Origin of the sequence: Bacillus sp. JJ783, assembly GCF_036963225.1 — a bacterium.
Lineage (GTDB): Bacteria > Bacillota > Bacilli > Bacillales > Bacillaceae_G > Bacillus_A > Bacillus_A cereus_U.
The window spans coordinates 15003-33502 of record NZ_JBALMG010000050.1; the positions used below are offsets into that span (position 1 = coordinate 15003).

Below are 18500 nucleotides of genomic sequence, written 5' to 3' on the forward strand. Positions count from 1 at the left end.
TCCTACCAAGACGGTAAAACAGAACCATCGAATTTTTTCTCAATGAAATCTTTTACTTCTTTAGATTGATAAGCTTTCTGCAATTTATTTACAACTTCATCATCTTTATTTTCAGTACGAACAACGACCCAGTTCACATATGGTGAATCTTTTCCTTCGCGGAAAATAGAATCTTTCGCTGGACTTAATTTTGCACCTAATGCAAAGTTTGTATTAATCGCAGCCGCTTTCACTTCACTTAGCTGCGTTGGTAATTGAGATGCCTCTAATTCAACAATCTTTAAATTTTTCGGATTTTCAATTACATCTTTTGCAGTCGCTTTTTCCGTAGCCTTTGGATCAACTTTTAAAACGCCTGCTTTTTCAAATAGCTTTAAAGCACGCAGCTCATTTGTTGGGTCATTTGGGACAGCAATTGCGTCGCCCTCTTTTAATTCTTTTACATCTTTTAAGTTTTTCGAGTATATACCCATAGGGAATGTTACTGTGGAAAATACTTCAGTTAATTTCATATTACGTTCAGCTTTAAATACGTCTAAATAAGATTTAGTTTGGTAGCTATTTACATCGAGGCTTTTTTCATCTAAAGATACGTTTGGTGCTACATAATCATTAAATACCTTTACATCGATTTGGAGACCATCTTTTGCTGCAACTTCTTTCACCTTTTCAAAAATTTGTTCATGCGGTCCACCTGTTACACCAACGGTAATCTTTTTCTCATCTAATGCTTTTACCTCTTTATCAGAATTAGCACCGCATGCGCCTAACAACAATACAGCTCCACTTACAATACTTACTAATACCTTTTTCATCTATAATTCCCCCTTAATATACGTTCCAAAATAAAAAGCACCTCTCAAAAATAAGAGAGGTGCCGAATAGACGAAATAGGTTCCTCTCTTATCTTCCAAAACGAAAATCGTTCTGCAGGAATTAGCACCTTAGCTTATACGTTATAAGCTCGGTTGCCGGGCATCATCGGGCCAGTCCCTCCGCCACTCTTGATAAGAGTATGTGTATTTAGTTTTTAAATATGGTACTAATAGTAAATCTTACAAAAAGAATTGTCAACTTTATTTTCTGAATATACTTTGTTTTTAGTATTCCTTTAAACATGTTGTTAGGAGAGGAAGAAAGTTAAATAGAAATATTAAAAATTATATAGATTTAAAAGGAAAATAGATGATATCCTTTTGGAAAGGAGGGGGAATTATGAAAAAACTTATTTTAACTTCTAGTTTAGTCCTTGCAGTTATTTTAGGTGCAGGGTGTAGTAATGAGAAAACAACAAAGACGGATGAACCGAAAAAAGAATCGGTACAAAAAGAAAAGGAATTAGCAGCGAAGGATGTTTTCAAGAAAGCGAATGAGGCTTTTAAAAATGAAGAACATGTAACGATGGCATATGATGTAGGGATAAAAGCTGAAGGAACAGAGATGGATGTACTAAAGGCTAAAATGCAATTAGAGCCAAAGAAAAAGAATTCGCGTTCTGAAATGAATGTTTCTGGTACAGATGTTGTAGTGTATGCTGTGGATGGTAAAGTTGCTGGTCAGGTGAAAAATCCTAATACAGGAGAAGTTATATCTGTACCGGAGGAGCAATTAAATGCTGGCGGGATGAAAGCCACTCAAGATATTATAGATAATTTAGAAGTGCCAGCAGTAGTTTTAGATAAAATGAAGATGGAGAAAAGCGGAGATAAATATAAGCTGAAGTTTATATTAAAAGGGCAAGAAACAGAGAGTATGCTAGCTAGCATGGATGAAACGCAGAAGAAAATGCTACAAGCACAAAACGCAAAGATAGAAGAAGTGGATGCAGAATATATCATTACAAAAGATTTTAAATATGAATCAGCGAAGATAGATATGATTATGAGTAGTAATGGTGAGGATAAGGCACACATTATTACGAATGCAAAATATACATCGTACGAAAAGTTTGAGCCAATACAGCTGCCAGCAGCAAAGTAACAGTCTTGATGAGGGAGGGACCTAAAATAAAGGGTCTCTCTCTTTTTTTGTTAATACCTTCTTCGTAGGAAAATAGGTACAATATGAAGAGGAAGAACGTTAGAAGAGGAGAGTGCCATTTGAAAAAAAGAAAGATAGCAGTTGTTATTGTAGCGTATACAGTGTTGCTCGCAACTTCTATATATACATACAAAGAGCAACTAGAACATCCTATTATGAGCGATGTAGGAAAGTTGCTTCCAACGAAAATTAAACGTGTTGAAAATGCTGAGGATGAAAGTTCATTAAAAAAGTTAGTGCAAGATGCAAATGTTTCTGGAGAGAAGATTTCTATTGCAGGTATGCAACATAGCCAAGGCGGGCAGACGTATTATCCGAACGGTACGATGCTTGATATGAAAGGGTATAATGAAATATTAGAATTCGATCCGGAGAAGAAGAGGATTAGGGTGCAAAGCGGTGTCACATGGAATGACATTCAAAAGAAAATCAATCCATATGGTCTTGCAGTTCAAGTGATGCAATCTCAAAATATTTTTACTGTTGGTGGTTCATTAAGTGTAAATGTACATGGGCGTGATATTCGTCATGAAGCATTGATTGATACAGTAGAGTCGTTCAGATTGTTAATGGCAGATGGTACAGTGCGTAATGTAAGTAGAGAAGAAAATGCTGATTTGTTTCCGTATGTAATTGGGGGATATGGATTGTTTGGTGTGATTTTAGATGTGACGCTACAGTTAACAAACGATGAATTGTATGAAACGCATACGAAGGTACTAGATTATAAAGAATACTCTTCATACTTTAAGAATAAAGTGCGAAGGGACGAGAATATACGTATGCATTTAGCACGTATTTCTGTTGCCCCAAATTCATTTTTAAAAGAAATGTATGTGACAGATTATGTACTAGCAGAAGATCAACAGAAGTTGAAAGAGTACAGCAAATTAAAAGAAGAAAATATTATAGCTGCGCCGAAATTCTTACTTGGGTTATCACGTTATAGTGACTGGGGAAAGGGCGTATTTTGGGATATACAAAGAAGTTATTTTGAACGTACAGATGGTAAGTACGAAACTCGAAATAACGTAATGAGATCTGATAGTGCTTTTATGGAATACGATAATCCAAACTTGACCGAAGTTTTACAAGAGTACTTTGTACCGATAGATGGTTTTGCAGAGTATATAGATGATTTGCGAAGCGTTTTAAATGAAGAGGAATTAAACCTTCTTAACATTACAATCCGCTATGTAGAAAAGAATGAGAATGCGGTGCTATCTTATGCGAAAGATGATATGTTTGCGCTTGTGCTTCTAATTAATCAAGGGCGTTCTGAGGATGAAATAAAGAAAACAAAAGTGGTCATTCAGAAGATGATTGATGTTACTTTAAAGCATAATGGAAGTTATTATTTACCGTATTATTCTTATCCGGAAAAGGAGCAACTAAAGAAAGCGTATCCTCGCATAGAAGAATTCCTTCAGAAAAAGAAGGAAGTAGACCCAGAGGAAAGGTTTGTGAATTTATTTTATAAGGAGTATAGCAAATGACATATAGAAGATTTGTGGCTTCACAAAGTATTATTATGATGGCAGGTAGTATGGTATTTCCTTTTTATATACTATTGCTTCGAAATGTTGGAAATAGTTTCTCACAATTTGGCTGGGCGTACGGCTTATTTGCCTTAACTTCAGCTCTAGTATATCCGTTAGTTGGAAGAATCTCTGATAGGGTAGGTGATAGAAAGTTATTAATTACATACGCATGGTCCATGGCTATATTAATGATTTGTTTCCCTATTGCAACAGAAGTTTGGCATGTATACATTCTCCAAATTTTAATGGGTATTTTAGGTGCTGTGCAGCGTAATACGGAGAAGACATCGTTAGCACGAAAGGTAGCACATAAGGAAGCTGGTTACGAAATTGGGAAATATCATGTATGGACATCAATTGGTGGCGGAGTAGCTATAATTGCAACTGGTTACCTAGTGGATTTCTTTACGATAGGGACTATTTTTTACATTGCTTCAGTTTTATATGTAGTGAGTGGAATTGTATTAAGTAGCAAAAAAATATAATCATACCCATTTTTACCTGATTACCCTTTATTTGTTATACTTATGGAGAAGACAAAAGAAAAGGGGACATTGCCTTTGATGAAATTTATAGTTTTAGCTATTCTCACTTTGTTTTTGATTCCATGGACTAGAAGCGGTAATAAAATTCGCGCGGTGGATAAAGGAGGAAATGAGAAAGTTGTAAAGGGTAAGAAATCATCTATTTTAGTTATTCCTGTTTTATTTTGGATAGGTATTGCAATCTATGAATATTTTTGGCTAATTGATGATCGAGCAGATTCTATTCTTACTCATTATTCTGTTGCAGTAGCGATTTTAATTGGGCTTGTTTTATTCTCACAAGAGCAGGTAGGGAAATTAGAAGGTACGTTAAAAGGACTTCTAATGTTTGTTTTACTCGCAAGTTACGGCTATTTTGGTTATTTGCACGATATAGTAATCTCGCAAAAGAAATATGATTCGGTCGTGAAGGTAGAGAAAGATATTTCGGAGCCATTTACTGAAAATGACCAACCGTTTACAGTTCCGCCTAAAACAGCGGAAAATAAAATGAAAAAGGTATTTGGTGATATTCCAAAAGTAGCTTATTTTGAGCTAGGGGAATTAACGCCACAAATGGTAAATGGTGAAGCCTTGTATGTAGCACCGATAGAAGTTTCGGGATTTTTTAAAGCACGTAAAGCGGAAACAATTCCAGGTTACGTAACAATGTCAGGTACAAATCCTGATGCGGAAGCGAAATTACATCTTGGATATAAAATGAAGTATGTACCAAGCATGTTTTTCGGTAATAAATTAGAACGTGTCGTTCGAAAAGCAGAGCCAGATTTAGTTTTTAAAGGGAAACCAAAATTTGAAGTTGATGATAAAGGAAAACCGTATTATACAATGACATACGGTGAGTTTATTTCAGGAAGATCAGGGTTTGAAGTAGAAGGCGTTGTCGTTGTTGATGCACAAACAGGTGATGTGAAACGATATGATAAAGGGAATGCACCTAAATTCGTTGATGGTGTATTAAATCATGAAACAGCATCTACGTTAAATACGTACTTCGGAAAATATATTCACGGATTTTGGAATACGAAATTCTCACAAACTGACATGAAGATTCCGACTGAGTGGGGGACGAAGGAAGGCGTTACGCCAATCTTCGGAAAGGATGGTAAACTGTATTACTTTACAGATTTCACCTCTCCGAAAGAAGGAGTAGATTCTGCCCTCGGTTACTCATTAGTTGATGCACGTACAGGAAAGTTGTATTACTATAACGGAAAAGAAGTGAAGGGAATTATGGACGGTTCGGCTGCTACAGAAGTAGTGGATAATTCCTTTAAGAGAGAGAAATGGCATGGAACAATGCCGGTTATTTATAACGTATATGGTAAACCTTCTTGGATTGTACCGGTTATTGATGACGGGGGATTAGTACGTGCTCATACTGTTATATATGCTTCTAATGCAAAAGTGTTTGCAACAGGTTCAACGCAAAAAGAAGCACTTGAGAATTATAAAAATGCGCTGAGTGGAAGTGGTGATTCATTTAGACCGACTTCAAATGGGAAAGAAGCGCAAAAAGAAGGTACTGTACAACGTGTGTATAAAGAAAAATCAGGTGAAAATACGATTGTGTACGTACTATTAGAAAACGAGCAAAAAGTATTCATGGTACCGGCGAAGAAATTCCCATATGCAATGTTTACAGAAGTAGGAGATCCAATTCAAATCACATATTTAGACACAGGAGAAATGATGGCATCTGTATCTAAATTTACAAATAGTAATTTGAAACAGTAAAGCGATAGAGATTCTATCGCTTTTTTTACATTATTAAACAGGAAAATACGGTATACTTGACGTATATTTATGTTGTAACTATAATTGTTACGGTTAAGTAGTTATATGAAAGGGTGAATGGAAAAAGTGAATGAAGTTAATCACGAAGTATATAAACCTGTAAAGACAAACAGGTTATGGATGATTCTTGTATTAGGGACACTTACGGCAATTGGGCCATTATCTATTGATATGTATTTGCCTTCTTTACCAAAGTTAACGGATGATTTACAAACGGGTGCATCCCTTGCACAGCTTACATTAACTGCTTGTCTGCTTGGGCTTTCAGTGGGACAGTTATTTGTTGGTTCAATTAGTGACATTTACGGAAGACGCAAACCTCTTATTATCGCTCTTATTATTTATGTTGCTTCTTCTTTACTTTGTGCTGTTGCACCATCTATTTGGAGTTTAGTACTTTTACGTTTCTTACAAGGTGCTTCAGGATCTGCTGGTATCGTTATATCACGTGCAATGGTACGTGATATGTATTCGGGTTCTGAAATGACGAAGTTTTTCTCACTGCTTATGCTAGTAAACGGAGCAGCACCTATTTTGGCACCGATTATTGGAGGACAATTATTACAGTTCACATCATGGCGCGGCGTTTTTATCGTTCTTGGAGCAATTAGTGTATTCATGCTAATATCATCTACTTTCGTATTACGTGAAACATTACCTCCTGAAGAAAGAGAGACAGGTGGTTTGTCGGGAACGCTGGCGACATACGGAAAGCTTCTGAAAGATCGTTTATTTATGGGTTATGCATTGTCGCAAGGATTAGTAACAGCTGCAATGTTTGCTTATATTTCTGGTTCACCGTTCGTGTTGCAAAATATATACGGGGCATCACCACAACAGTTTAGTTTGTTCTTTGCAATTAACGGTATCGGTATTATTATTGCTAGCCAGGTTACTGGCCGCTTAGCAGGGAAAGTGAATGAGAAGACATTATTTGTTTCCGGTATTGTTATTGCGGCTGTTGGCGGTCTATCGTTACTACTTACAATCGCACTTGGAATAGGTCTAATCGGTGTTTTATGCTCGCTATTTCTCGTTGTATCAAGTGTTGGGGTTGTATCAACAACTGGCTTCTCGTTAGCGATGAGAAATCAAAAACAAGCAGCAGGAACAGCATCAGCTTTACTAGGTTTATTACAGTTCATTTCAGGAGCGCTTGTTGCACCGCTAGTAGGTATTGGCGGAAGTAATACAGCACTTCCTATGGGTGTTGTTATAGCCCTTTGTGAAATTGGTGCTGTGTTATGCTATTTATTCATGGCAAAAAGAAGTGAACAGCAGTTTGAACTGCAACAAAAACAAAATTTAGAGGCTTAACAAAAAAGAGCTGATTCAAACATTTCTCTGAATCAGCTCTTTTTTTCATTTCTTTGAAATAACTCATACATATTATTCATGATCGCATCATATAAGAAAGCAAGTTTATCCCATACCCAGCGGTTACTGTCGACCTCTTTCTCCCCGCAGTCAATAATATCAGTATGATCTGTAATTCTATATGCCCTCTCAACGATAATAGGAGCAATCTTCGGTATGCGTGGAATTTCTTTTAAGACATCTGCAAAATTTCCAATGTAGACATGACCGATAATCTCGATTGTTAATGATTTATCCGATATATTTAGCACAGTATGAAATTGATTTGTATGTTGTTGTTTTAAATATTGTGCTAACTTAAATGGAGCATGTTGCTTTTTTAATACGCGGCGAAGGTTTTCTGTGTTTTCAATATGAAGTGATCTTTCACGAATAAGGACACGAATATCTTCTCCCATAAAAGGTATTGTATTGTACATAGGTGATTCTCCTTAAAAACTTAACTACGCTTGCGTTATGCATATGTAAGTCTAGCATGGTTTGTTCTCTATGAGTGCTTACAGTTTTGTAAGGTAGAGTAGTGAAGTGATGGAGAAGTTACTTGCATAAAGTGACGATAATGTGACAAAAATGTGGGTATATTTATTAAGAGATCATCTTAAGTGCAAAATTTAGGACGTTCTCGGTATAATAAAACAAGTGGAGATAAGAGAAACTGTAATTCGTAGTAGATGTAGATAAAAGGAGAATAAGAGATGAAGAAGGTTTTCGGTATTGCAATGCTTGGGGGTATGCTCCTTCTAGCGGGATGTAATGGAAATAAAGACACGAAAGATACGAAAGAACCGAAAGAAAAGGTAGAGCAATCTACTGAACAGACAGAAGATACGAAAGTGTATCGTGAGGTACATGAAAAGTATGATGCGAAGATGAACAAGGAAATTAATAAAGCGTTACAGTTATTTGAAGTGGCAAAAGAAAAGGGCGGTAAGGAAATAACTAATGCTAAATTTAAGGAAGACGTGCAAAATGTAACAACGGGCATGTTAGAAGATATAGATCATATGCGTAAAGAAATTCATGTACCGAAGTCGAAAGAACAAGAACATGAAATGTATGTTGGTTTCTTAAATGAATCAGAACAAGCGATGAAAAAATTACAGAAGTTAGCTAAAGAAGAAGATTCATCGTTGATTCGTGATATAGAAATTAATTTTTCAACAGCATCGACATACTATAAACGTTTTCAAACAGAAACGAAAAAATAACCTTGCGCATGCGCAAGGTTATTTTTTCTTCTTACCGTCTCCGTCTTCATCCTCGCATACTAATACCTTCTGCTCTTCGTGAAATTCTGAAATTGTTTGTCCAGTAATATTATCGAAGGGTGTATAAAAAGAAGTGATACGTTTCTTTTTAATGAAGAGTTTATAGAAACCAATGATAACGAGTATGACAATTGTTAATGGCAATCCTATAGTAGCCAGAAGTAAGGGATCCATCTTATAACTCCTTTAAAGTAATTACCTTTATTATAAGTTAAAGTAGTGATTTTAAGAAATAATGCCATCAAAAACTGATTTTTCTAAATATATCCAATTAGATTGACTTTTCATTTTTTCAGAATTATAATTCAAAATATACAATTTGAACCAAATAATAATATAGCAATTTACTTATCCAGAGAGGTAGAGGGACTGGCCCTATGACACCTCAGCAGCGGGTTCTGTAATAGAACACCGTGCTAATTCCAGCAAGCAAGGCTTGAAAGATAAGTGATGGGCATAGTTTTATTAAGCCTTGATCTTATTTTTTAAGATCAAGGCTTTTTGTGTTTTAAGAAGTGGAAAAGGAGTAATAGGAACAAATATGTCAATAAAACAAAGTAAATTCATTTGTTTAGGGGGTTATTGAAGTGTATGTTATTAAAAAACTATCGGTTATGGTGTTTACGCTATGAGTCATTACGACAGTAACATTTTTAATTATGCATATTATTCCAGGGGATCCATTTTCGTCAGATGCGAAAATCTTTCCTGAAGAAGTGATACAAAACATGAGAGCTAAGTATCACCTTGATGAACCGTTATGGAATCAGTATGTTGCTTATTTGGATGGGGTAGTTCATTTTGATTTTGGTGAATCTGTTCAATCAACAGGTCAAGGTGTATCGGAAATTATAACAACTGGTTTTGGACCGTCGGCAATTATTGGTTTACAAGCACTTGTTATTTCATTGTTAGTCGGAATTGCCGCAGGTACATTTGCCGCGCTATATCATGGGAAAGTGATTGATTATAGTGTGAGCTTGCTTGCGATTCTCGGTATTTCTATTCCTAGTTTTATTTTAGCGCCACTATTTATACAAGTATTCGCCATCCAATTTGAATTACTACCAGTGGCGTCGTGGGGAACGTTTGAGCATACTGTATTACCTTCTTTCGCATTAGCGCTCGGGCCAATCGCAGTTATTACAAGATTTGTTCGCTCTAATATGATTGAAGTGTTGCAGAGTGATTATATTAAGCTAGCGAGAGCGAAAGGTATACCAATTAAGAAAATCATTATAAGACATGCTCTTCGAAATGCAATTGTTCCGGTACTTACATTTGTTGGCCCATTAATGGCTGGACTTTTAACAGGAACTTTCGTTATTGAAAAAATCTTTTCAATTCCTGGTTTAGGAAAATATTTTGTAGATAGTATTTTTAACCGAGATTATCCGGTAATTATGGGAACAACCATTTTCTATAGTTCGCTATTAATTGTATGTATTTTTATTACAGATATCATTCATCGTATTGTTGATCCGCGTATTCGTTCTATTACGTAAGGAGGGGAATGTTTAAATGGGGGCTTATGAAATTAATGACCAGTTATTAACGAATGAAGAGAAAAAAGAATTAACGATAAATAAAGATCAGCAAACGATTAGCCGAAAAAAGGAAGTGTTTCGCAAGTTTATATCAAACCCTATAGCAGTTTTAGGGGCAGTGACGTTATTACTAATTATTGTTTTCTCGCTTATTGGCGAAAGTTTAACGTCATTTACTGCGAGTGAACAAGTAAAAGAAGCAACTAATTTACCGCCTAGTAGTGAGCATTGGTTCGGAACAGACGATTTAGGGAGAGATATTTGGGCGCGTACTTGGGCTGGTGGGAAAATTTCATTAACAGTTGGATTGGTAGCGGCAGCTCTTGATATAGGGCTTGGTGTACTTATCGGAGGTTTTAGTGGATATGTGAGAGGGCGTAATCGTCTTGGCACGTTAATTGATGAGTGGATTATAAGAGGGATTGAAGTGTTATACGGTATCCCATATTTATTAATTGTTATTTTACTATTAATCGTTATGGAACCAGGACTTTTTACAATTATAATCGCCCTTGCGTTAACGGGATGGATTGGCATGGCACGTCTCATTAGAGCACAAGTCTTGTCTTTAAAGCAAAGAGAATTTGTTATCGCAGCAGAGCGATTAGGTACACCTCATATGAAAATTATATATGGGCATTTAATTCCAAACTTAACAGGGATTATTATCGTAAATTTATCATTTACAATTCCAGCAGCTATTTTCTCAGAATCATTTTTAAGTTTTATCGGACTTGGAGTACAATCACCAGCAGCGAGCTGGGGCACGATGACGAACGATGCACTCGGGACATTACTAAGCGGAGAATGGTGGCAACTTTTCTTCCCGGCAATCATGATTGCACTAATCATGTTCGCATTTAATGCGATTGGTGATGGCTTGCAAGATGCGATTGATCCGAAAATCGTAAAACGTAATCGAAAGGAGAAAAAACATGGCACAAATCTTATCTTTAGAAAACGTAACGTTGGCCGTTGAAAAAGAGAATAGTAAGCAAGCAATTGTGAAGCATGTTTCCTTTTCTATTAACGAAGGTGAAATAGTTGCACTTGTTGGAGAAAGTGGTTCAGGAAAAAGTGTTACAGCACAATCAATTATCGGCTTAAATCAAGAATCGATTCATATTGATGATGGAAATATATCTTTCCAATCAAAGGAATTAACGGATTTACAAGAATCAGAATGGAATCAAATTCGCGGGAAAGATATTTCCTTTATCTTTCAAGACCCGCTTTCATCTTTAAATCCGACGATGAAGGTGGGAAGACAAATTACAGAAGTAATTGTGCAGCATGAAAAGAAATCGAAAAAAGAGGCAAAAGAAATTGCAATTAACTTACTAAATGATTTAGGGATACATGAAGCAGAGAAACGCTTTGAACAATATCCGTATCAGTTGAGCGGAGGTATGAGGCAGCGTATTTGTTTAGCAATTGCGTTTGCATGTCATCCGAAGCTAGTTATTGCAGATGAACCTACAACGGCGTTAGATGTAACAATTCAAAAACAAATTATGGGGTTATTAAAAGAGCGAAAAGAAAAACAAAATACGAGTATTTTATTAATTACTCACGATTTAGCACTTGTGCGTGAAATAGCTGACCGAGTAGTTGTTATGTACGGGGGGCGCATTGTTGAAAAAGGAACGATAGGGGAAGTAATTGGCTCTCCTAAGCATCCGTACACGAAAAGCTTATTGCAAGCAATTCCAAATATGGATGATTCAGAAAAGGTACTTAGAGCAATTGAGGGAACAACACCTTCAATTGAAACGTTAAATAGTTTTGGGTGCCCGTTTGTGAATCGTTGTCCAGTAGCGATAAAAGAATGTATTCATCGTTTCCCAGAGAGAACAACATATTCTGAGGAGCATAGTTCACATTGCTGGCAGCATATTCTGGAGCATAATAAAGCGAAATCAAAAGAGAAGGTGAATGCTTCATGACGACAGATTTAATAGCTGTAAAACAAGTCACAAAAACATATGGAAGTAAAAATAAAGAAATTGCGGCGCTAAAAGGTATATCACTTTCTATTCCGAAAGGAACAACTCTTGGCATTATCGGAGAAAGTGGTTCAGGAAAAACAACACTTGGTAAGCTCATAGCTGGGATTGAAAAACCAACGTCTGGTGAAATTGATTATAACGGTCAAGTTGTTCACACGCTGAAGTCAGCTAATAAGCGGAATTTCTTACAGAAAGTACAGTTTATTTTTCAAGATTCCACAGCTGCATTAAATCCGCGCTGGAAAGTACGCGATAGCGTAACGGAAGGATATATTTCATTCGGTTTAGGCGATAAAGGATTGAAAGATAAAGTCGCAGGTGATGCACTAGAGCGTGTTGGATTAGATAGACGATATATTGATCGTTATCCCCACGAATTTAGCGGTGGACAACGTCAACGTATTGCCATTGCAAGGGCGCTATTATGTGAGCCAGAAGTATTAATCCTTGATGAACCAATTTCAGCATTAGATGTTTCACTGCAAATCCAAATTGTACATTTGCTGCAAAAGATTCAAAAGGAACAAGGCTATACATATTTATTTATCGCACATGATTTACCGATGGTTCACTATTTATGTGAAAAAGTGGCTGTCTTATACAAAGGAGAACTTGTTGAATTTGGAAATACGGAAGAAGTATTCCGTAATCCACAACATTCTTATACAAAAACATTATTAGCATCAACACCAAAAATTTCAGGTTAAAGGAGAATGTAGGATGAAGAAGTTTTTACTGTTTGTCATTATGACTGTTTTAGCAATAACTTCTGTCGCTTGCGGTAAGAAAGAGACGCAAAAGGCAAGTGCTGGTAAGGGGGAAGGAGATCGATTAGTAACGAATATTAGTAGTGATCCATATACACTTGATTCCGCTATTGCGACAGATAGCACGTCAGGTTATGTAATTGGGCAGTTGTTTTCAAGTTTATATACGCAAGATAGTGACGGGAAATATCAAAATGAATTAGCAGAGAAAGAAGAAGTAAATGCTGATGGAACTGAATATACAATACATTTAAAGAAAGATATTAAATGGTCAGATGGTTCTCCTATTACAGCAAATGATTTTGAGTTCGCATGGAAGCGATTATTAAATCCGAAAACGGGTTCTATGAATGCGACAGAAATGTATTTTATTAAAGGAGCAGAGGCATATAATACTGGAAAAGGTGAAGAAGGCCAAGTTGGTATTCAAGTCGTTGATCCTCAAACATTAAAGGTAACGCTTGAGCACCCAGTTGCTTCTATTAAACAAAAGTTAGCAAGTTCATTATTTATTCCATTATCTAAAAAATCAATTGATGATAACAATAAATTAAAAACAGATCCAAAAGAGTTAATTACGAACGGACCATTCACATTAAAAGAATGGAAGCATAACCAAGCAATTACAGTACAAAAAAATAAAGAATACTACGATAAAAAGGTAACATTAAAAGAAATTGAGTTTCGTATTATTCCAGATTCTAAAACAGCGTATCAATTGTACAAATCAAAAGAATTAGATTTATTAAGTGGCTTACCACAAGAGATGATTGAGAAAGAAAAAGGGAATAAAGAATATAAACGTGTTGCGGGATTCTCATCTTATATTTACTCGTTTAACGTAGAAAAAGAGCCGTTTACAAATGCGAAAGTACGTAAAGCATTTTCATTAGCGATTGATCGTAAGTTTATCGTTGAAAAATTGTATAAAAATAATGCACAAGAAGCATATGCATTCGTTCCAGAAGGGGCAAAAACACAAGGTGGTCGTGATTTCCGTAAAGAAAAAGGTGATTACATAAAATTTGATTCAGCGGAAGCGAAAAAATTATTAGAAGAAGGTATGAAAGAACAAGGATGGTCTACATTACCTGAAGTAACATTAAAATTCACTACAGATACACAACATAAAAAAGTAGCAGAAGCAATGCAAGAAATGTTTAAGAAAAATCTTGGAGTAGATATTAAATTAGAAAATAAAGAATGGAAGAGTTACATCGACACATATAAGCAAAGTGATTTCCAATTAGCTTATATGGGATGGGGCGGCTCTCTATTAGATCCAATTACTAAACTAGATTTATATGCAGGTGATGGTCCGAATAACTATGCAAAATGGCATAATAAAGAATTCGACGCTTTAGTAAAAGAAGCAGAAGTTGAACAAAACGAGGATAAGCGTTTTGACTTATTGCATAAAGCGGAAGATATTATGTTTGATGATACACCGTTAATACCAGTTATTTTCCCAAGTGCTTCATATTTACAAAAATCATCAGTATCTGGCGTCCAATTCATTATCGGTTCTAGTCCAGAACTAAGATACGTAAAAATTAAAAAATAAAGAAGTAGGCAACCGCCTACTTCTTTATTTTATTTCGCGTTTATATTCTTTTTTCGTTCCATCAGAAAAGACAACTTCTAAATCGAATTTTTGGTAGTCTTTATCAAGTTTGAACACATTTACTACTTGATCGATTACTTCTTGGTCAGGAGTATCTTTACTAAATTTCAGCTCTTGTAGAAGAGGGCTTAATTTCGTAATAGCCTCGTCACCTGTGAACTTTACATCTGTTTTATGGTCTTCAATTTTTGCTTCCATTTTCTTATCCGCTGCTACATTTTTATAATCAGCTTCGTAGTCTTTCTTCGTATCTTGATAGTCTGCTTTTAAATCAAATTCATTAAAGTTTAGTTTTAAATCTGCAGGAGCCTCATTTTTTGCTTCTTCAGTCGTCTTTTTATTAGAAGTTGTATCTTCTTTTGCAGGAGCTTTACATCCTGTTAATGCAGGTACTAGCATAAGAGCTAATAAAGCTGATAGTAAAATTCTCATTATAAATTCCTCCTTATGTAACTTCTTTCTATACAAGTTTTTCCCAATTTCATGTAATTATGTATGTGTTGAAAATAAATTATTTTCTCATAGCTTTAAGGGTTAATCCGCAATTTAAATCAAAAATGATTTGTATGTATATGGTAAATTGAAGTTGTAAGGAGGTACTGAAATGCATGAAGAATATAAAGAGATGATAAAAAAAGCAATCGAATATATAGAGAATCATTTACATGAAGAGCTTACAACAGAAAGAGTGGCATTTCACGGTGCAGTATCGATGTACCATTTTCATCGTATTTTTCAAAGTTATATCGGGATGAGTGTAACGGATTATGTTCGTAAGAGAAGATTAACTCATGCTGCACAGGCTTTAGTATCGACTGAAAGAGCAGTCATTGATATCGCAGTGCAATATGGCTTTTCCTCACAAGAGGCATTTACTAGAGCTTTTAAAAGAATGTTTCAATTACCACCAAAAAAATATCGAAAGTATTTCCAGTCATTTTATATAGAAAGAGAGGGCGTTTCAATGGAAAAAGGTATACCGAAAGGATGGGTATTAAGTGGAAGTCATCCTGCTGAATATGAGATGGGTTTAGATTACGAAGTTGTTCATCAAGGAAAAGTATCTGCATATATAAAAGGAAAAGAGAACGTTACACACGGAGGGTTTTCAACATTAATGCAAATGTTCCGAGCGGATAAATATGTAGGTAAGAGATTACGTTTAACAGCATTTATTAAGAGTGAGAGTGTAAGAGACTGGGCGGGATTATGGATGCGAGTAGATGGAAAAGATACAGAGCCACTTGCTATGGATAACATGCAAAATCGCCCAATCAAAAATACGAATAACTGGCAATCGTACTCGGTTGTATTAGATATAAAAGAAGAAGCACTTGGTATTGCATTTGGTGTTTTATTATCAGGAGAAGGTTGTGTGTGGCTAGATAGTATTCGATTTGATGAAGTAGATGAAAAAATTCCTTCAACAGATTTGGCAGAAAACTTTTATGAAACACTCCTAGAAGAGCCGGTGAATCTGCAATTTGAAGAAATAGAAAATTAAAAAGTAAGGAGAAAAGATATGCTCGAATATGTAAAACTAATAAGTATTAGTTTAGTAGTATCGTCTTGTATTATGGGAATTAACTATTTAATTAGCTATCTTTGGTCAGGGCATATACCTTCTTTGACGTGGAGAACATATTTGATGTTTATGGTTATATTTATGATGAGTTTTGGTTCAATACAAAAAGAGAGCTATGAAGAGAGTTGATAATCGTCCTTTTAGTCTTCTTAGTATTAATACATATGTATTTATCACTGCATTGGAAAAACAGGTTTGCCGTTCGGGATTATTTCCCGCAACATACGCAGCGAATGGTTATTACACAATAATATTTGGTGGAGTTAATTTAGAGAAAAATATTATTTCGTTATTATTTATTATACTAGTTACATAATTGGTAGCGGGAATCACTATAGGTATAAAAGGAATAGTAAAGGGAAGAGGTTTTGTATCTAAAGACGTATAAAGTAAAAAAGGTATCCTTTATGTGGATACCTTTTTTACTAGCGTTTGTTATTTTGCAACTTCTGTCCACTTGTAGTTAAATTCACCGCCGAAGTCAGTTGTTACAAGTCCTTTAATAAATCCGCGTTGTAAGTAAGAACGGCCTTGTTGGTATAAAGGAGCGACAGCACCATCTTGTAATAAGATTTTTTCAGCTTGCTTCATTGCTTCAAAGCGTGCTTTTTCATCACCAGCTAAATCAGTTTTTACTTTACGAATAAGCTCGTCGTACTCTTTGTTAGAGTATTTATCGAAGTTATAAGCACTATCTGTTGTGAATAGATCTAAGAATGTAATAGGATCCGCGAAGTCAGGACCCCAGCCATCGATTCCGATTTCGTAATCACCACTTAATAGTAGTTTTAACTGTTGTTTACGTGGTTGAGGCTTTAAGTTCACTGTTAATCCATCTAGATTCTTTTCTAGTTCACCTTTTAAATATTCGCCAGTCTTTTTAGCTAAAGCATTATCACTTGTTAATAGTTCAATTGTTACTTTGTCAGTACCAAGTTCTTGTTTCGCTTTTTTCCAGTTTTCTTTTGCTGTTTTCACATCATCTTTAACTAGGTTTCCGTTTTCTTTACGGAAGTCGTTGCCATCTGGACTCTTTGCGAACTTCGCAGGAACCATTCCTTCGGCTGGGATTGCACCGTTATTTAAAATTGTTTCTACGTAAGCCTTTTTATTCATTGCTCCGTTAATAGCAAGACGTGCATGTTGGTTCTTTAATACTGCATTTTTTTGATTTAGTCGTAAGAATTGAATACCGACTTCAGCGCGTTCCTTGAAGTTTGAATCGTTCTTATACTTATCAACAAACTCCGCAGTTAAAGCAACACGATCAATTTGTCCTGAATCATATAAGTTAACTTCTGTAGACTTATCTTTAACGACATTGAAGTTGATTTCTTCTAGTTTTACAGTTTTAGCATCCCAATAGTTAGGGTTCTTCTTCAATTGGAAGCTTTGTTCATGTTTCCAGTTATCTAATGTGAAAGCCCCGTTGTAAATTAGATGCTTCGTTTCTAAACCGTATTTATCACCTTGAGATTTTAAATACTCTTCATTAATTGGTAAGAATGTTGAAAATGTCGTTAAGCTTAAGAAGTAGGGAACAGGTCGGTCCAGTTGTACTTCTAAAGTTTTATCATCAAGAGCTTTAACACCTAATTGATCGATTGCTACTTCTTTTTGGTTTATTTGTTTTGCATTTTTTATATCAAAGAATAAGAATGCATATTCAGCAGCTGTTTCAGGGTTAACGGCACGTTGCCAAGCGAAAATAAAATCTTTTGCTGTAACAGGAGTCCCGTTTGACCATTTCGAATCACGAAGGTGGAATGTATATTTTGTTTTGTCTGGACTAATGTCAACTGATTCAGCGACACCAGGAATTGGTTTATTATCTTCTCCCATTGCATATAAACCTTCAAAAACATTTCGCATTACATTCATGGATTCCCCGTCCGTTGCTTTTGCAACATCCATTGTTGGAATTTCTGAAGCAAATGATAAGTTAATCGCTTGTTTATCATTTGCTTTATCGTTCGCTTTTGCTCCGCCTGCATTATCTTTATTTCCCCCGCAAGCAGTTAGTAGTAGACTTGCCCCTAAAACAGATGCAACAACAGGTACAACTTTTTTCTTCATTGTTCTTTCCTCCCTAAATGTGTTGTTCGTAACGTCATAATGTCCATGTCTTGAAGTGTAGCTATAGAAGAAGAGAAAACCTATTATAAATATGTGTATATAGGTAATCGGGTGTTCTATATGTATATACAAGTCGAACTATAATCTATCGTTATATGTTTCAACTTAGTAGACATTACATTTTGATGGTAAAATATTTCGTTTCTTTGATTATTTAGAATATTAACACTGGAGAGAACTATATGTCAATAATAAAAAGTGGAGTGTTAATTTCTTGGAATAATATATTAAAAAAGCAGATTTCCTCGTATCAGGGAATCTGCT

Annotated in this window: 18 protein-coding genes and 2 riboswitches; of the genes, 13 read left to right on the forward strand and 5 right to left on the reverse strand. The window is 35.5% G+C overall.

Annotation, left to right across the window (positions count from 1 at the left end):
* Window positions 1-2 precede the first annotated feature (2 nt).
* A complete protein-coding gene (locus V7038_RS10905; protein WP_199661696.1) occupies window positions 3-815 on the reverse strand; it encodes a MetQ/NlpA family ABC transporter substrate-binding protein in 813 nt (270 codons plus the stop codon).
* A gap of 85 nt (window positions 816-900) precedes the next feature.
* Window positions 901-1014, reverse strand: a riboswitch (SAM riboswitch).
* Between the two features lie 201 nt (window positions 1015-1215).
* Here V7038_RS10905 and V7038_RS10910 point away from each other — a divergent pair.
* The 5 genes from V7038_RS10910 to V7038_RS10930 all read left to right on the forward strand — a co-directional run bounded on the left by V7038_RS10910 (window position 1216) and on the right by V7038_RS10930 (window position 7240).
* Complete coding sequence (locus V7038_RS10910) at window positions 1216-1980, forward strand: hypothetical protein (protein ID WP_002202041.1); 765 nt, start codon at window positions 1216-1218, stop codon at window positions 1978-1980.
* A 119-nt stretch (window positions 1981-2099) separates the two neighbouring features.
* A complete protein-coding gene (locus V7038_RS10915) occupies window positions 2100-3536 on the forward strand; it encodes an FAD-binding oxidoreductase (protein ID WP_199661697.1) in 1437 nt (478 codons plus the stop codon).
* Entirely contained in the window at window positions 3533-4066 is a 534-nt protein-coding gene (locus V7038_RS10920) for an MFS transporter (RefSeq protein WP_199661698.1), read from the forward strand. The genes V7038_RS10915 and V7038_RS10920 overlap by 4 nt, the downstream gene beginning before the upstream one ends.
* 78 nt (window positions 4067-4144) lie before the next feature.
* A complete protein-coding gene (locus V7038_RS10925; RefSeq protein WP_002113357.1) occupies window positions 4145-5863 on the forward strand; it encodes a DUF3981 domain-containing protein in 1719 nt (572 codons plus the stop codon).
* A 117-nt stretch (window positions 5864-5980) separates the two neighbouring features.
* Complete coding sequence (locus V7038_RS10930; protein ID WP_070127834.1) at window positions 5981-7240, forward strand: multidrug effflux MFS transporter; 1260 nt, start codon at window positions 5981-5983, stop codon at window positions 7238-7240.
* 32 nt (window positions 7241-7272) lie between these two features.
* On the opposite strand, the gene V7038_RS10935 is transcribed toward V7038_RS10930, so the two are convergent.
* Window positions 7273-7719 carry a hypothetical protein gene (locus V7038_RS10935; protein WP_002113359.1) on the reverse strand — a complete coding sequence of 149 codons (447 nt, stop codon included), beginning with the start codon at window positions 7717-7719 and terminating at the stop codon, window positions 7273-7275.
* Window positions 7720-7995: 276 nt separating this feature from the next.
* Between V7038_RS10935 and V7038_RS10940 the strand changes: the two genes are divergently transcribed.
* Window positions 7996-8508, forward strand: a complete 513-nt coding sequence (locus V7038_RS10940) for a hypothetical protein (RefSeq protein ID WP_002113360.1) — start codon at window positions 7996-7998, stop codon at window positions 8506-8508.
* Between the two features lie 18 nt (window positions 8509-8526).
* Here the strand turns inward: V7038_RS10940 and V7038_RS10945 are convergent, their stop codons facing one another.
* Window positions 8527-8742, reverse strand: a complete 216-nt coding sequence (locus V7038_RS10945; protein WP_000371385.1) for a DUF3951 domain-containing protein — start codon at window positions 8740-8742, stop codon at window positions 8527-8529.
* A gap of 171 nt (window positions 8743-8913) precedes the next feature.
* A riboswitch (SAM riboswitch) is annotated at window positions 8914-9018 on the forward strand.
* Window positions 9019-9203: 185 nt separating this feature from the next.
* Here V7038_RS10945 and V7038_RS10950 point away from each other — a divergent pair.
* Genes V7038_RS10950 through V7038_RS10970 form a run of 5 tightly spaced genes read left to right on the forward strand, consistent with a single transcriptional unit; the run spans window position 9204 to window position 14455 of the window.
* Window positions 9204-10073, forward strand: coding sequence for an ABC transporter permease (locus tag V7038_RS10950; protein WP_335470196.1), 870 nt, complete (start codon window positions 9204-9206; stop codon window positions 10071-10073).
* A gap of 16 nt (window positions 10074-10089) precedes the next feature.
* Window positions 10090-11094 carry an ABC transporter permease gene (locus V7038_RS10955; RefSeq protein WP_335470188.1) on the forward strand — a complete coding sequence of 335 codons (1005 nt, stop codon included), beginning with the start codon at window positions 10090-10092 and terminating at the stop codon, window positions 11092-11094.
* Window positions 11051-12061 carry an ABC transporter ATP-binding protein gene (locus V7038_RS10960; protein WP_002113364.1) on the forward strand — a complete coding sequence of 337 codons (1011 nt, stop codon included), beginning with the start codon at window positions 11051-11053 and terminating at the stop codon, window positions 12059-12061. Before V7038_RS10955 ends, V7038_RS10960 begins: the two co-directional genes overlap by 44 nt.
* Complete coding sequence (locus V7038_RS10965; RefSeq protein WP_070127835.1) at window positions 12058-12831, forward strand: ABC transporter ATP-binding protein; 774 nt, start codon at window positions 12058-12060, stop codon at window positions 12829-12831. Before V7038_RS10960 ends, V7038_RS10965 begins: the two co-directional genes overlap by 4 nt.
* A gap of 13 nt (window positions 12832-12844) precedes the next feature.
* Window positions 12845-14455 carry a peptide ABC transporter substrate-binding protein gene (locus V7038_RS10970; RefSeq protein WP_335470190.1) on the forward strand — a complete coding sequence of 537 codons (1611 nt, stop codon included), beginning with the start codon at window positions 12845-12847 and terminating at the stop codon, window positions 14453-14455.
* Between the two features lie 24 nt (window positions 14456-14479).
* Here V7038_RS10970 and V7038_RS10975 read toward each other — a convergent pair whose 3' ends face one another.
* Complete coding sequence (locus V7038_RS10975) at window positions 14480-14947, reverse strand: YusW family protein (RefSeq protein WP_199661701.1); 468 nt, start codon at window positions 14945-14947, stop codon at window positions 14480-14482.
* A 172-nt stretch (window positions 14948-15119) separates the two neighbouring features.
* On the opposite strand from V7038_RS10975, the gene V7038_RS10980 reads away from it, so the two are divergent.
* The gene (locus V7038_RS10980) at window positions 15120-16019 is read left to right on the forward strand and encodes a helix-turn-helix transcriptional regulator (RefSeq protein WP_002113371.1); all 900 of its coding nucleotides are present in this window, start codon (window positions 15120-15122) and stop codon (window positions 16017-16019) included.
* Between the two features lie 18 nt (window positions 16020-16037).
* Window positions 16038-16229 (forward strand): hypothetical protein, encoded by a 192-nt coding sequence (locus tag V7038_RS10985; RefSeq protein ID WP_002159572.1) that lies wholly within the window; start codon window positions 16038-16040, stop codon window positions 16227-16229.
* A 306-nt stretch (window positions 16230-16535) separates the two neighbouring features.
* Here V7038_RS10985 and V7038_RS10995 read toward each other — a convergent pair whose 3' ends face one another.
* Entirely contained in the window at window positions 16536-18176 is a 1641-nt protein-coding gene (locus V7038_RS10995) for a peptide ABC transporter substrate-binding protein (protein ID WP_071151005.1), read from the reverse strand.
* Between the last annotated feature and the right edge of the window lie 324 nt (window positions 18177-18500).

Excerpts from the sequence above, each read along its gene's own strand:
- V7038_RS10905 (WP_199661696.1), bottom strand. The coding sequence starts at position 815 with ATGAAAAAGGTATTAGTAAGTATTGTAAGTGGAGCTGTATTGTTGTTA.
- V7038_RS10910 (WP_002202041.1), top strand. The coding sequence starts at position 1,216 with ATGAAAAAACTTATTTTAACTTCTAGTTTAGTCCTTGCAGTTATTTTA.
- V7038_RS10920 (WP_199661698.1), top strand. The coding sequence starts at position 3,533 with ATGACATATAGAAGATTTGTGGCTTCACAAAGTATTATTATGATGGCA.
- V7038_RS10925 (WP_002113357.1), top strand. The coding sequence starts at position 4,145 with ATGAAATTTATAGTTTTAGCTATTCTCACTTTGTTTTTGATTCCATGG.
- V7038_RS10930 (WP_070127834.1), top strand. The coding sequence starts at position 5,981 with ATGGAAAAAGTGAATGAAGTTAATCACGAAGTATATAAACCTGTAAAG.
- V7038_RS10935 (WP_002113359.1), bottom strand. The coding sequence starts at position 7,719 with ATGTACAATACAATACCTTTTATGGGAGAAGATATTCGTGTCCTTATT.
- V7038_RS10940 (WP_002113360.1), top strand. The coding sequence starts at position 7,996 with ATGAAGAAGGTTTTCGGTATTGCAATGCTTGGGGGTATGCTCCTTCTA.
- V7038_RS10945 (WP_000371385.1), bottom strand. The coding sequence starts at position 8,742 with ATGGATCCCTTACTTCTGGCTACTATAGGATTGCCATTAACAATTGTC.
- V7038_RS10955 (WP_335470188.1), top strand. The coding sequence starts at position 10,090 with ATGGGGGCTTATGAAATTAATGACCAGTTATTAACGAATGAAGAGAAA.
- V7038_RS10960 (WP_002113364.1), top strand. The coding sequence starts at position 11,051 with ATGGCACAAATCTTATCTTTAGAAAACGTAACGTTGGCCGTTGAAAAA.
- V7038_RS10965 (WP_070127835.1), top strand. The coding sequence starts at position 12,058 with ATGACGACAGATTTAATAGCTGTAAAACAAGTCACAAAAACATATGGA.
- V7038_RS10970 (WP_335470190.1), top strand. The coding sequence starts at position 12,845 with ATGAAGAAGTTTTTACTGTTTGTCATTATGACTGTTTTAGCAATAACT.
- V7038_RS10975 (WP_199661701.1), bottom strand. The coding sequence starts at position 14,947 with ATGAGAATTTTACTATCAGCTTTATTAGCTCTTATGCTAGTACCTGCA.
- V7038_RS10980 (WP_002113371.1), top strand. The coding sequence starts at position 15,120 with ATGCATGAAGAATATAAAGAGATGATAAAAAAAGCAATCGAATATATA.
- V7038_RS10985 (WP_002159572.1), top strand. The coding sequence starts at position 16,038 with ATGCTCGAATATGTAAAACTAATAAGTATTAGTTTAGTAGTATCGTCT.
- V7038_RS10995 (WP_071151005.1), bottom strand. The coding sequence starts at position 18,176 with ATGAAGAAAAAAGTTGTACCTGTTGTTGCATCTGTTTTAGGGGCAAGT.